Here is a 12636-nt window from a genome sequence, read left to right on the forward strand (position 1 = left end):
GTGGCGGGGCGGGAGCGGGGGGGAGACAGGAGCGCAGGCCCGGCCGGGGGCCGTGCCGCGCGCGGGGAGCGGAGCGAGCCGCCTTGAACCCGTGAAGAAGGTTGTAACTCAGGCTGCTGGTGGGCCTGTCGGGTCCTCGGTGGCTTGAGCTTCCTTGTGCCTCAGAAGACTTCGGGATTCCGCGGCTGCTCGCTGGAGGGCTTCGGCTACCTGGTCGGCGTCTTCGGCGGAGAGCTGGATTTCTTGCGTCCAGAGGATCGACAACCTGATGTTGCCGGTCGTCAGATTCAGGGCCACGTCGGTTTCCGCCCCGGTGCCGGTGGCGTCCCGTGCATCCAAGCTGAGATCGCTTCTGAAGACGCTCATCGTGGTCGTGTCTCGTCCTCGACGGCTGACAGCTCCCAGAGGGGCGCTGCGTATCGCTCCGGTCGCCTATGGATGAGCAGCGCGCGGAGGTCCTCGCGATGGCTGCCGGGCATGCCCAAAGCCTCGGTGAGCCGGCGGAACGTCGTGTGGGTGACTCCGCGGTTTCGAGCCTCGTTCTCGAACTCGTCGAGCTGGGGCATCACAGTGTCAGGATCGAGCTTCACCGTCGGCTGGTCCTTGAGCCAGGTGGCCTTGTTGCGCTCGTAGTCGATTTCCGAGTAGCCGCAGATCTCGCGGCTGTGCGCCTCGACCTCGTCCAGAGTGGTGGTCGAGAGGATGGCGCGGGCCAGCTCGTTGCGGTTCAGCGCGTCGTCCAGGTCGACTTCGTGGACCGTCGGGCCGGCGTCTGTGAGTGGGATGGGCAGTCCGGCGTCCCGCACTTCGCAGACGCCGCGTATCCCTCGGGCTGTTGCAGCGAGCATCCCGGTTGCCTCGGACGGGTGCCACTCCAGGACTGCGCTGACCGGCTCAGTGTCCTTCGCGGTGAAGGTGTGGACGAGGGGGCCAAGCAGGCTGCGCACCTCGGTGAGCGGAAGTTCACCGTCCAGGCCGGGGCCTGCAACCAGGAGCCGCACGGGAGCGTTCACCTGGCAGCACGCGGCCAGAGTCAGAGCGTCGGCAAGCGGGCTCTTGAGCGTGGGCTCATCGCCTCGCGCGAGGATGTCACCTCCCACGTCCAGAAGGTCGATTGAGTCCGGCCTCAAGCGGCTGATCAGCTCTTCGAGTTGGCGCGTGACACCTTGGACGCCGTGATGCGGATCGATCAGGGCGAAGGTGTGCGGGAGCTCTGCCGCAAGCCGGGGGAGTGTGGAGCCTGCTGGAGCGATCGGGCGGGCTTCGGCCGGCACCGACCAGACAGACGGGGTGAGTGGTTCGAGTCCCGTGAAGTCGGCGGGGCCGCGGGGGCCTGGGATCGGGTCGACCAACAGGCGGTCCCACGCGTAGGTGAGGATCACCGCCTGGTCGTCGTCGCCGTACAAGGCGGCGTCAAGCATTGCGGAGGCGACTGCGTCGCCCCCTCCTCCTGCTGCGACGATCAACCGCGTCATGTGCGCAACATTACGGGTTCGGGGTCTGGCCACTCACTCTATAGTGGCTGGAGGCCATAGCCACTTGGACGAGGAGGGGACATGCCTCAGATCGAAGAGGCGCAACCGAAGTATCTCCAGATCGCTCACTACATCCGCGATCAGATCCTTCGGGGCGACCTCAGGCCGGGCGACGAGGTGCCCTCTGAGCGCCAGCTTGCGACGAACTGGAAGGTGTCCAGGCCGACGGCCGCGCGATCGTTGGAGGCTCTGAGCAACCAGGGGCTCGTGGAGAAGCGGCAGGGTTCTGGCACGTACGTGCGCAGCCTTGAAGTGAACCGCAGGGCGCGGGAGTTGTATGGGCGGGCGCGACAGACAGGGAAGATCTACACCCCTGGCGAGTACGCGGTCATCACCTCTGCCGGCTGGTTGGACGCTCCGGACCACGTGGCTGAGGCGCTGGGCCTGGTGAAGGATCGGCGGGCCGTGCACCGTCGGCGCGTGACGAACAATCAGGATGGGCCCATCACCCTGTCCACTTCGTGGTTCGCGCCGGACGTCGGGCAGCGGGCGCCCAAGCTTCTGGAGCCGGAGCGGATCCAAGAGGGCACCCTGATGTACGTCGAGAGCATGACGGGGCGGCAGGGGAGTTACGCCGAGGACCGGATGTGCGCCCGGCAGGCGACCGACGAGGAGTCGGCAGACCTGCAACTGGACTCTGGATCAGCGGTCTTGATCGTGCACCACGTCGTCTTCGACCTCCAGGACCGGCCGTTGGAGTTCGCCGAAGCCACGTACCCGCCGCAGCGCTGGGCGTTCGAGCAGGGCTACCCCCTCACCTGAGCACACCTGATGGATCGCCATTTGGCAGTTTCGCTTGTGCAGCGTGAGTGGCTAATGCCACTATCCATTAAGTGGCTAAGGCCACTTCATGAAGGGGGCACGTTGTGACGGGTCAGCGGCCGGAGCAAGGCGCGCACTTAGCTTGCCGAGGATGCCGTGGGCGGGGCTGGAAACGCGTCAGCTCGCGCACGGCCCTGGCGCTGTCCACCGTCGACGACCGTGCCCGTGCCGCATCGAAACGGCGCTGCCTCGACTGTGACGGCAGCGGCAAGGAGTGAGCACGGATGGCCTTTACGATCGATCGCTATCCCTCTGAGGACTCGCCGCGACTCGGGGCGATGACCCTGTATCCCGTCGCTGAGTCCGTGCACCTGGCCAGGCGTTGGTTCCGGAAGTTCATCGCCCCTTACAACCCGGCCTGTTCGGTCGACGACTGCGTACTGATGATCTCGGAACTTGTGACCAACGCCATCGTCTACGGGCGGTCGGATGAGGTGTGGCGTGTCCGGGTGGAGTGGTTCCGGGACGGGGCCTCGCTCAAGGTCGAGGTGCACAATGCCGGCTTCCCGGCCAGGGTGAGGCTGCGGCAGCCTGACGCTGTCGACGCGCACGGGCGCGGACTGCTCCTCGTCGACTCCATTGCCGAGTCCTGGCACTCAGGGCCCAGTCGCTTCGGCGGGACGGTCGTCTCCTTCGTGATGGCCGATGCCTGGCCGACCTGAAGGGGGAGCCGGGTTCTTTTCTATATGCACTGTCGCTAGTCTGGTTGACCAGTTGACTTGGCCAATCCTGACGGGCGGCGTGCATGGCGTATGAAGTAGAGGCGCCGAAGTACGTACGCCTCGCGCAGACGATCCAGCAGCGCATCGAGGACGGCACCTACCCGCCGGGCACGAAGGTCCCCAGTGAAAATCAGCTGGTCCAGGCGTTCGGAATGTCCCGCCCTACCGTCGTGCGTGCCCTTGAGCTGCTGAAACGAGACGGTTGGCTCGAGTCCCGGCAGGGCTACGGCACCATCGTGCGCGGGCGGCCGGCTGACGTCGAGCAGCAGGAACGCCGCGGGCGCGAAGTGCTGGAGCGGGATGAGTCGCGGACTCCTGGACGCCTGGTTCTAGTGGACCAGGTGCCGGTTCCGGCACGTGTGGCCTCCGTGCTCGGGCTGCCCAAGCGGGCCAAGGTCCTGATGCGCCGATTCCTGGTCGCGGTGGATGGCGAGGCTGTTGAACTCGCGTCCTCGTACTTCCCGGCCGGCCTCGTCGAAGGCACTGAACTCGGGAACACCGAACCGCTGGGCGTCGGCGTCCGGGAACACATCGAGGGCCGGAAGAAGGTCCGCTTCGACCATGTGACGGAGCGCGTCTCGGCCAGGATGCCGGATGCCGGTGAGGCCGAGCTCCTCGGCCTTCCTGATGGCGTGCCCGTCCTCAGCGTCCTGGTCGTCGCCCGCGACGCGTCCGGCCAAGCTTTGCAGGTCTCTGACGTGCTGCTTCCTGCCGATGGACAGGAACTCGAAGATACCTACCGACTCGGCTGATCTGTCCGGATGTGCGGGTCGGGTGCGCCGCGTAGTGCGGTGGCTCGTCTCAGGTGCGTCGGCTGGCGAGCCGGTAGACCACGTATGTGAAGCCGAGAATGATGTCGACGGCCGCCCATAGGCCGATGATGAGGCCCACGCCGATGGTTGTTCCGACCTCGCTCGCGTCCTCGCACAGTTTCAGGGCGTCGCCTGTCCGGCTTCGGCAGTCTTCGGGGGTGCCGCTGGCGGTCGAAGCACCCGTGATCACCCAGATCAGGAACAAGAGCTGGACGGCAAGGAAGAGCCACAGGTAGACGCGTCGTCGCTTCCTCGGCCGAGGTGGCGGCCCGCGGTAGGGACTGCTCGGCGGGGGCCCCTGTGGCGGTGTCGGCCAGGCGTCCGGTGGCGTGGACCCTTGCGAGTCACGTGGATCCCATGGCTGTGGACCTGGAGCGCGGTCTCTTCGGCCCATGTTCCGCCCTCCTCTGTGTCGGCTGGCTTCATGGTGCGCTTGCGGTACCGGCGCCGCTCGTTGACGGGCACGGGAATCACTTGACAAGTCAACCTGGCATCTCTAACTTCGAACTTGCTAAGTCAACTTGTCAGGTGGCGAGTTGGTCGACTTCAAAGGAGAAATCTCTGTGCGTGTGATCCGCGTTGACGCCTCGACCGCGACGATCCTGCTCACCGAAGCGCCGGCGCCGAAGGTGCGTGACCGGCAGACCGGTGAGATTGCCAAGGACGCCGTGAGCGGTGAGGCGCTGATGACCTTCGGCGTCGTCTTCATCGACGAGGGGGACTCGTCGCTCATCCAGGTCACGGTTCCCGAAAGCGGTGTGACGGAGGGCCTGACCGTCGGCGCTCCGGTGTCCCTGCCGGGGCTCATCGCCCGGCCGTGGGAAGGCGTGTTCAACGGCCAGCAGCGGCACGGCATCGCCTACCGCGCCACCGCGATCGCGCCTGGTGCCTTCCCGGTCCCGGTCGCTCAGGCGGGCTGATCGTCGTGACGGACCTGATCACGTTGGCCGAGCTGGGCGCACCGCTCGCTGCGATAGGCGGCGCGGCCTACGTCCGGCACGCCAACCCGGCGGCGTACTGGTCCACGGTCGGGCTGCCGGTCTCGGTGGCCCGGCTGCTGGCCTCGTACTCATCGACCATGGACGCCTGCGGCCTGACTGTCGCGCCGTCCCGGTGGCGGGTGCTGGCCATCAAGGCGACCAGCCGACGGGAGATCCGTCCGGTCCCGCCTCGGCGGGGCATCATCCGGCCCACTACGACCGGCCTGCGCGTCCGGCTTCGCCTCGCGCCTGGCCAGGAACCCGCCGACGTCGCCGCCTCGGCGGAACGACTCCGCCACGCCTGGGGGGGTGCACGGCGTGTACGTGAAGGACGTCAAGCCCGGTGTCGTCGAACTGCGGCTCATCGGCTTCGACGTCCTGTGCAAGGTCCGGATGCCCCGGCGGATCGAGGGCGGGTTCCTCAAGGTGCCGGTGGCGCTGCGGGAGGACGCCACGGCGTTCTTACGCGACTACCGCGCCGTCCCGCATGAACTCGTCCTCGGCGCAACGCTGTCGGGCAAGTCCATGTACTTGCGGAACCTGATCACCGGGCTTGCCCGGCAGTCCGTCGCCCTGGTCGGCGTCGACTGCAAGCGGGGCGTGGAGCTGGCTCCGTTCGCTTCCCGCTTTGCCGCGCTGGCGACCGATCCGGGAGAGGCTGCCGAGCTGCTCCCGGTCCTGGTTAAGGAAATGGAGGACCGATACGACTTGATCAAGGCCCGACAGGGGATCGCCCCAGGCACGCCCGACGAGGAGATCACCTCAGACATCTGGGGACTGCCCGAGAGCGAACGCCCGGTACCCGTCGTGCTGTTCGTCGACGAGGTGGCCGAGCTCTTCCTCGTCGCGACCCGCAAGGACGAGGAACGCCGAGACGAGATGGTCACCCACCTGATCCGCCTCGCCCAGCTGGGCCGCGCGGCCGGCATCTACCTGGAGGTCTGCGGGCAGCGCTTCGGCGCCGAACTCGGCAAGGGCGCGACCATGCTGCGGGCCCAGCTCACCGGCCGCGTCTGCCACCGCGTCAACGACGAAGCCTCGGCCAAGATGGCTTTGGGGGACATCGCTCCTGAAGCGGTCGACGCCTCCTGCGCTATCGCCGCCGAGTTGCCGGGCCTGGCTGTGGCCGGTGACACCTCAGGCGGCTGGTCCCGCATCCGCACCCCGTATCTGTCCCTTGCCGCTGCTGCGGGCATCTGTCGCGAGACGGCTCACCTCGCTCCGGACGTTCCGGCGCTCTCGCCGTTTCGGCCGCACGTCCCGCCCGTAGTCCTCGACAGCCCCCAACTGGTACCCACCGCGCGTCCAGCCTCCTCCACACCGGAGGACTGAGCGATGCGCACCCACCGCATCCGCATCGACCCCGTCCTGGTCCAAGCGGCCATCGCCGCCGCGCTCTCCTTCGCCCACCTGCACGACCTCGCTGCGGCGGCCGGACAGGACGGTTGGAAGGCGTGGGCCTACCCGGTCAGCGTTGACCTGCTCCTCGTTGCGGCCTGGCGACGGCTGCGCTCCGGTACGGCGAAAGCCGCTGGCTGGTGCTGGTTCGTCGTCGCCTTGGTCGCGTCACTGGGCGCGAATGTCGCCACGGTCGGCCTGCTCGACCTCGGGGACGTCCCGGCCTGGCTGCGCATCCTCGTCGCCGGGTGGCCCGCGGTCGCCTTCCTCGGCGGAACGCTCCTCGCGCACGGTGCCCCGGCCCCGGACCGCGACGAGGTGCCGGCCCCGGATCACGACGGGGCTCCGGCCACGCCCGTCACGACTACCGCCCCTGCGCTGCCCGCCGCCGACCCGCAACCGGCCGCACAGCCCACCGCCGCCCCTGTCCCGCCCGCGCTCGTCGCCCTCGCTCGCAAGGTCGCCGACGATCACCGGACCCGGACCGGGACGGACATCGACACCCCGACCCTTCGCACTCGGCTCGGTGTACCGCTCCCGCTCGCCGAAGCCATCGCCGCCCAACTCGCCTGACTCTGGAGGACTTTCTACCTTGCGTCCGTCCACGCTCCGCGCGCTTAAGCGTGCCGCCGAGCTGACCCGACAGAACCGCCTCGCCGAAGCCGTGCTCATCGCCGAACCGGTGATTCTCACCGCCGACAGCTACGAGGGCGACGAGATCTTGCGCTGGCTTGCCGACCACGTCGCCGACTTCACCGGCGAGAACCCTGAGGAGCTCCCCTGATGCCCGCCAACCGCCGCTTCCGCAACGTCGTCCGCATCGGACCCGTCCAGGTCGGCACCGCCTACGACGGCCGCGGCCGCGAGAAGCACACCGCCGTATGCACTGCCCCCCGCTGCGACTTCTCCAACGACTTCGACACCCGCGCCGCTGCCGAACTCGCCGCCCGCACCCACCGCTGCCGCGTCCGCTGAGGGGACCCCGTGACCGTCTCGCTCCCGCTCGTCTTCGTCCTGGGCGTCATCGCCTGGGCCGCGATCAAGTTCCTCGGCGTGCGCATGTGGGTCGCCGTCGTGATCGCCCTGTTCGGCTTCTGGCTCTCCCACACCTTCCTCGCCCCCGCCATCGAGTCCGGCACCCGCTCCGGGGTCGGCGTCGTCAACGGCGACAACCGCTGAAAGGAGCTCCGCCATGTTCCGCCCCAAGCTGCCCGACGTTCCCACTCCGCCGTCGACCCTCATCCCGCAGCAGCACCACCAGCACAACCCGGCTCCGACCGCCGCCGGCCGCTCGCTCAGCCCTTACGCGGGTCTGGTCGCCGCAGTCCTGGTCGGCGGAGTCGTCCTCACCGCGCTCCTGGCGGCCGTCGCCATCACGGCCGTGTCCGTGGCCATCGCCGCCGTGGTCCTGCGCTCCTTGCTGAACGACGTCAAAAGGCGCTGACCGGCCGCCGGGGCGGCAAACGCCGCCAAGCATCCCGCCGCCCCGGGGCCGTCCCTCCCAACCGCAGAAACAGCCGAAAGGAAGTCCCATCATCACCCGGCAGACTCCGCCCCCGCTGGCGGAACTCTCCATGCTGGCCTCCCTCGGCACAATGCCCGAGCTGGCCCGCCAACTCTCCGGCCTGGGCGGCTGCACCCACCCCATCCGCCTCGACGGCCACCGCACCGAATGCGCCGTCGACACGGCAACCGGCGAAATCGGCCGCACCCTGCACCACCTCGACTCGACCGCCCTCCCGGCCGGCCAACTCCTTGCCCGCTGCAACAACCGCCGCGCGACCCGCTGCCCTGCCTGCGCCGAGACCTACCGCCGCGACACCTACCACCTGATCACCGCCGGACTACGCGGCGGCAAAGGCACCTCGGACCAGGTCGCCACCCATCCCCGCGTCTTCGCCACCTTCACCGCCCCCGGCTTCGGCCCCGTCCACAACCGCCGTACCGACGGACGCCCCTGCCGCTGCGGTGCCCGCCACGACGAGAACGACAGCACGTTAGGCACGCCCCTCGACCCGGACCGGTACGACTACGAAGCGGCCGTGCTCTGGAACGCCCACGCCGGGCACCTCTGGCGGCGCTTCTCGATCTACCTCCGCCGGGAGATCGCCAAGCGCGCCGGCCTCACCCAACGCACCTTCCGCGACCACGCGCGGGTCTCCTTCGCGAAGGTCGCCGAGTATCAGAAGCGCGGTGCCGTGCACTTCCACGCGGTCATCCGCATCGACGGCCCGGAAGGCGGCGACACCCCACCGCCCGCCTGGGCGACGGCAGAGCTCCTGACCGACGCCATCCAGGCCGCAGCCTCCGCCGCCCGCGTCGACGGCCCGACCATCGACGGACGCGCCCATACCTTCGCCTTCGGCCGCCAACTCGACGTCCGCACGATCCGATCCGCCGACTTCGACGACGGCCAGGACCTCACCGAACGAGCCGTCGCCTCGTACATCGCGAAGTACGCGACCAAGGGAGCCGAGACGGCGACCGGCACGCTCGACCGCCCGCTCAAGTTCCTCGCCGAACTCGCCCAGGCACGCATCTCCGAACACGTCCGACGCATGATCCGCGTTGCCTGGACCCTCGGCGCACGCCACGAGCTCGCCGAGCTCCGCCTACGGGCCTGGGCGCACATGCTCGGCTTCGCGGCCACTTCTCCACCAAATCCCGCCGCTACTCCACCACCCTCGGCGCCCTGCGTACTGCCCGCGCCGACTGGCGACGCGCACAGGTTGCCGCGGTGGTCGAGACAGAACCGACGGAGACGACCCTCGTCCTCTCGCACTGGGTCTTCGCCGGAACCGGCCTCTCCCGCGCCGAAGCCTGGCTGTCCGCATCCCTCGAACCCGCCGCCGGAACGGAAGGAGAACCGACATGGACGCCCGTCGCGACGAGCTGATGACCGTTCGCCAGGTCCTGGACGAGCTGGGCGGCGTCTCTCGCCGCACCTTCTACCGCTGGCGGGAGCTGGGATACGGGCCGGCCGCGTTCAAGCTGCCCAACGGAGAGCTCCGGGTATGGCGGAGCGACTTCACCACGTGGCTTCGACAGCTGGAGGCAGCGGCGTGAAGTCCCTTGACGTAAAGGTCTGGGCGGTTCGCAAGCGGGACACCAAAACGCCCTCGTACGGTGTCCGCTGGTCCGTTGCCGGCAACGTGCTCTCGGAGTCATTCCGCACAAAGGCGCTCGCCGACCACTTCCGCACGAAGCTCATGCGGGCGATGCGTGACGGTGAAGAGTTCGACACCGAGTCGGGCCTCCCGGCCTCGATGGAAGAGAAGAAGTCGGCCGTGACCTGGTACGCCTTCGCCCTCAGATACCTCGCCATGAAGTGGCCCCATGCCGCCCCCAATACGAGGGACGGCATCAATGAATCCCTCACCAGCGTGACGCTGGAGCTCCTCGACGAGCGTGCCGGACGGCCGTCCGATGAGGTGATCCGCAAAGCATTGCGCAACTGGGCCTTCGTGTTGCCGGGGCCCGACGATCGGGAAATCCCGGAGGACGTACGGAACGTTCTGCACTGGGTGTCCAAGGCCTCCCGACCGCTCGCCGATCTTGCTGAGCCCGCCACGGCCCGCGCGGTCCTCGACTCGCTGAAGCTCAAGCTCGACGGTACGGCGGCAGCGGCAGAGACCGTGCGGCGCAAGCGTCGGACGCTCGTCAATGCCGCGAACTACGCGGTCGACCTGGGGGAGCTGCGCGAGAACCCCATCACTGCGGTTCGCTGGCAGAAACCGAAGGTGTCCAATCAGGTGGACCCGCGCGTAGTCGCCAACCCGGAGCAGGCTCGCAACCTCCTGGCGGCCGTCTCCTACGTGGGCGGATACCGACGTGCCCGCGGCCGTCGTCTCGTGGGTCTGTTCGCCGCGATGTACTTCGGTGGCCTCCGGCCGGCTGAAGCGGTCGGCCTCGCGGAGACGGACCTGATCCTCCCCGAACAGGGCTGGGGCTCGGCGGTGCTTCACCGAACGCGCCCGTCGGTCGGCAAGCAGTGGACCGATTCTGGGGAGACCCACGATGACCGCGGGCTGAAGAACCGGCCGACCGAGGACGTCCGGCGGGTACCTATTCCGCCTCACCTCGTCGCCGTGTTCCGTGAGCACTTGGCCATCTTTGGTACGGCGGACGACGGGCGCCTCTTCTTCAGCGAGAAGGGCTCGGTCGTCCCGTCCTCGACCTACTACCGCGTCTGGCAAGAGGCCCGGCTCCTCGCGCTCCCGCCGGCCGCCGCCTCCTCGCCGCTCGCGAGTCGGCCATACGACCTTCGACACTCGGCGCTGTCGACCTGGCTCAATGCCGGTGTTGACCCAACCGAGGTGGCCGAGCGCGCCGGCAACAGCGTCGAGGTCCTGCTGACCCGCTACGCGAAGTGCCTCGACGGACGGCAGGACGTCGCCAACCGACGTATCGAGGATCTGCTCCGCGAATACGAGTGAGGCACCCTGCACCCCACCGAGGCCCTGGGCAACTTGTCCGGGGCCTCTCTCGTCATGAGCCCCACCTGCTGCGACGCTTTGAGCCGAGAGCGGACGAGGGGGAACTCGTGGAGCTGAAGGTCACGCGCTGGAAGCGATACGGACATGATCGCCTGTACGCGAACCTGACTGAAGGCACGGCGGTCGGTTGGGCGGATGTGAAGACGGGGGAGATCACGGTCCTGGTCGCCGAGTATCGCGACGACGTGATCGCCGTGCTGGCTGATCACTTACGGAACAACCCCGAACCGGTCGCGCCGCAGAGGACGCCCAAGGCCGAGGGGCCCCCGCTGCTGCCGCCTCTGACGGCGGCCGACGACCTGTCCGCCAACCGTCCCGGTGAGTCTCTGCTCGACAAATCCGGGCCAGGCCTGATCAAGCGAGTCGTCTTACAGCTCCTGCGGCGCCCCGCCGAGTGGGACTCCTGGCGGAAGGGCCTGGCGGGGGAGCAGCGGGTGGGAGCCGAGCTGAACCGCTTGGAGCGGCACGGCTGGCGCGTCCTGCATTCCATCCTCCTGGCCGACAAGGTCGACGTGGACCATTTGCTGATCGGGCCCGGTGGCGTGTTCAGCATCAACACGAAACACCATCACAAAAGGGGCTGTGTGGGTCGGCGACGACTCCGTGAAGGTGGATCACGGAAAGCCGGCGCCCTATGCGCGTAAGAGCAGGGCTGAGGCCAAGCGGGTAGCCCGAGTGCTTGAGCGATACTGCGGTTTTCCCGTACCAGTGAAGCCGGTGCTCGTTTTCGTGGGCGTGACTGATTTGAAGGTGGTTGCCACGCAGCTCAGCGTGCGCGTGTACCAGGAGCGTCAGGTGGCGGCACTGGCGCCGCTCTCCGGGGTACTGACGGCCGAGCAGGTCGAGCAGGTGTACAGCGTCGCTCGCCATCGACAGGCTTGGAGCCAGTTCTGAGTCAGCCCGTTCCAGCGAGAGGTAAGTCATCTCTGCCGGAAGCGATTCACCCGTCCCAGCGGGTTGCAATGGCATCTGCGACGCTGAAGACAGCGTCACATTCGGCGCATTGTGCTCTACCGAAAAGATAGGTCAACTTGCCTGCGACATCGGGCTGGTTGTCGGCAAGCGCGCGACTGTGCAGTCTTTGGGCAAGCCCCTCCAGCGCAGAGGAGTCTGCGGGCTGAAGAGGGATCTTCTTTGCCGCGGTCTCCTTCATGTACATGCTGTCCGTAGTCGAGAAGAAGCCGTACTCACCGAAGGCTATGAAGTTCTCGGCGCTACACGCGGGGCAGGGCACTTCGTACTCGTCGTCGTTCAGGCCGTCGAGTTGTTCGCCCCAGACCGGGACATCTTCGAATCCGAGGAGTGCGGCGAGCAAGTAGACGTAAGTTCCGGGGTCATCGCTGAGGCTCGTATCCCGAAGAGCTTCTTCAGTCAGTTGCAGCAGGTCGGACATCTCCGAGGCGTAGGCCACGTGGGGGTCCTGCTCGCCGTATGGCTGGTCAGTACTGGCGGCGATGGCACCAGCCAGCAAGAGTGGTTGCTGCCTGTCCGCAGGCGACCACTGGCGCGCCATGTCTCGTAGGGCCGGCAAGGCGGCATGGCTTGCCGAGTAGACGGTGCCCTGATGGCACAGGCGGGACCAGAGCTCGGTCCAGTCGGAGTCATTCGGGGCTTGGCTCACCTTGTCGAGCAGACCGGGAACGTCTTCTGCCGTGCCGTAGGCGTGGTTGAGCTGCGACCAGTCCGTCATGCCAGCGATCTAAGCAGTCGGGCGCCGCAGGCCTCACGGCCGGGGGCGTGCCAGGCGCCTTGTCGTCGGAAGTAGTCGGCGACCTGCGGCAACGCTCCAAGATCCCGTCCACGCCTCGTCCACAGACCCCGACATAGAGCCGCTTCGGGTCGCACACGCCTACACATACGCCAAGACCCCG

At 67.9% G+C, this 12636-nt stretch carries 16 protein-coding genes and 3 pseudogenes; 14 read left to right on the forward strand and 5 right to left on the reverse strand.

Annotation, left to right across the window (positions count from 1 at the left end; all coding sequences use genetic code 11):
- Positions 1-108 precede the first annotated feature (108 nt).
- Together ACFWBB_RS33230 and ACFWBB_RS33235 are read right to left on the reverse strand one after the other, a co-directional pair.
- Positions 109-366: a hypothetical protein gene (locus ACFWBB_RS33230; protein WP_385279937.1), complete on the reverse strand. Its 258-nt coding sequence runs from the start codon at positions 364-366 to the stop codon at positions 109-111.
- Entirely contained in the window at positions 363-1475 is a 1113-nt protein-coding gene (locus tag ACFWBB_RS33235) for a DUF1152 domain-containing protein (protein WP_385279940.1), read from the reverse strand. Before ACFWBB_RS33235 ends, ACFWBB_RS33230 begins: the two co-directional genes overlap by 4 nt.
- Positions 1476-1556: 81 nt before the next feature.
- On the opposite strand from ACFWBB_RS33235, the gene ACFWBB_RS33240 reads away from it, so the two are divergent.
- The 3 genes from ACFWBB_RS33240 to ACFWBB_RS33250 all read left to right on the forward strand — a co-directional run bounded on the left by ACFWBB_RS33240 (position 1557) and on the right by ACFWBB_RS33250 (position 3831).
- A complete protein-coding gene (locus ACFWBB_RS33240) occupies positions 1557-2297 on the forward strand; it encodes a GntR family transcriptional regulator (protein ID WP_385279943.1) in 741 nt (246 codons plus the stop codon).
- Positions 2298-2581: 284 nt separating this feature from the next.
- Complete coding sequence (locus tag ACFWBB_RS33245; protein ID WP_057603433.1) at positions 2582-3019, forward strand: ATP-binding protein; 438 nt, start codon at positions 2582-2584, stop codon at positions 3017-3019.
- A gap of 83 nt (positions 3020-3102) precedes the next feature.
- Positions 3103-3831 carry a GntR family transcriptional regulator gene (locus tag ACFWBB_RS33250; RefSeq protein ID WP_385279946.1) on the forward strand — a complete coding sequence of 243 codons (729 nt, stop codon included), beginning with the start codon at positions 3103-3105 and terminating at the stop codon, positions 3829-3831.
- Positions 3832-3880: 49 nt separating this feature from the next.
- On the opposite strand, the gene ACFWBB_RS33255 is transcribed toward ACFWBB_RS33250, so the two are convergent.
- Positions 3881-4096: a hypothetical protein gene (locus ACFWBB_RS33255; RefSeq protein ID WP_385279949.1), complete on the reverse strand. Its 216-nt coding sequence runs from the start codon at positions 4094-4096 to the stop codon at positions 3881-3883.
- 358 nt (positions 4097-4454) lie between these two features.
- Between ACFWBB_RS33255 and ACFWBB_RS33260 the strand changes: the two genes are divergently transcribed.
- Positions 4455-4811, forward strand: coding sequence for a hypothetical protein (locus ACFWBB_RS33260; RefSeq protein WP_385279952.1), 357 nt, complete (start codon positions 4455-4457; stop codon positions 4809-4811).
- A gap of 67 nt (positions 4812-4878) precedes the next feature.
- On the opposite strand, the gene ACFWBB_RS33265 is transcribed toward ACFWBB_RS33260, so the two are convergent.
- Positions 4879-5022: a hypothetical protein gene (locus ACFWBB_RS33265; RefSeq protein WP_385279955.1), complete on the reverse strand. Its 144-nt coding sequence runs from the start codon at positions 5020-5022 to the stop codon at positions 4879-4881.
- Positions 5023-5074: 52 nt separating this feature from the next.
- On the opposite strand from ACFWBB_RS33265, the pseudogene ACFWBB_RS33270 reads away from it, so the two are divergent.
- The 10 genes and pseudogenes from ACFWBB_RS33270 (at position 5075) to ACFWBB_RS33315 (ending at position 11659) form a co-directional block, all read left to right on the forward strand.
- Positions 5075-6203: pseudogene (locus ACFWBB_RS33270) on the forward strand (FtsK/SpoIIIE domain-containing protein).
- Positions 6204-6206: 3 nt separating this feature from the next.
- Positions 6207-6842: a DUF2637 domain-containing protein gene (locus ACFWBB_RS33275; protein WP_385279958.1), complete on the forward strand. Its 636-nt coding sequence runs from the start codon at positions 6207-6209 to the stop codon at positions 6840-6842.
- Positions 6843-6861: 19 nt separating this feature from the next.
- Positions 6862-7053 carry a hypothetical protein gene (locus tag ACFWBB_RS33280; protein ID WP_385279961.1) on the forward strand — a complete coding sequence of 64 codons (192 nt, stop codon included), beginning with the start codon at positions 6862-6864 and terminating at the stop codon, positions 7051-7053.
- Positions 7053-7244 carry a mobile element transfer protein gene (locus tag ACFWBB_RS33285; RefSeq protein ID WP_057603439.1) on the forward strand — a complete coding sequence of 64 codons (192 nt, stop codon included), beginning with the start codon at positions 7053-7055 and terminating at the stop codon, positions 7242-7244. Before ACFWBB_RS33280 ends, ACFWBB_RS33285 begins: the two co-directional genes overlap by 1 nt.
- A 9-nt stretch (positions 7245-7253) precedes the next feature.
- On the forward strand, positions 7254-7448 hold the full coding sequence (locus ACFWBB_RS33290) for a hypothetical protein (RefSeq protein ID WP_037680541.1): 195 nt from the start codon (positions 7254-7256) through the stop codon (positions 7446-7448).
- A 13-nt stretch (positions 7449-7461) separates the two neighbouring features.
- A complete protein-coding gene (locus ACFWBB_RS33295) occupies positions 7462-7713 on the forward strand; it encodes a SpdD protein (RefSeq protein WP_385279966.1) in 252 nt (83 codons plus the stop codon).
- Between the two features lie 130 nt (positions 7714-7843).
- Positions 7844-9165, forward strand: a pseudogene (locus tag ACFWBB_RS33300) (replication initiator).
- Positions 9141-9335 carry an AlpA family transcriptional regulator gene (locus tag ACFWBB_RS33305; protein WP_132888890.1) on the forward strand — a complete coding sequence of 65 codons (195 nt, stop codon included), beginning with the start codon at positions 9141-9143 and terminating at the stop codon, positions 9333-9335. The pseudogene ACFWBB_RS33300 and the gene ACFWBB_RS33305 overlap by 25 nt, the downstream one beginning before the upstream one ends.
- Positions 9332-10705, forward strand: coding sequence for a tyrosine-type recombinase/integrase (locus ACFWBB_RS33310; protein ID WP_385280040.1), 1374 nt, complete (start codon positions 9332-9334; stop codon positions 10703-10705). Before ACFWBB_RS33305 ends, ACFWBB_RS33310 begins: the two co-directional genes overlap by 4 nt.
- Before the next feature lie 65 nt (positions 10706-10770).
- Positions 10771-11659, forward strand: a pseudogene (locus tag ACFWBB_RS33315) (nuclease-related domain-containing protein).
- A 46-nt stretch (positions 11660-11705) separates the two neighbouring features.
- Here the strand turns inward: ACFWBB_RS33315 and ACFWBB_RS33320 are convergent.
- Complete coding sequence (locus tag ACFWBB_RS33320; RefSeq protein ID WP_385279969.1) at positions 11706-12455, reverse strand: hypothetical protein; 750 nt, start codon at positions 12453-12455, stop codon at positions 11706-11708.
- Positions 12456-12636: the final 181 nt, after the last annotated feature.

The organism is Streptomyces sp. NPDC060000 (assembly GCF_042737375.1).
Taxonomy (GTDB): domain Bacteria; phylum Actinomycetota; class Actinomycetes; order Streptomycetales; family Streptomycetaceae; genus Streptomyces.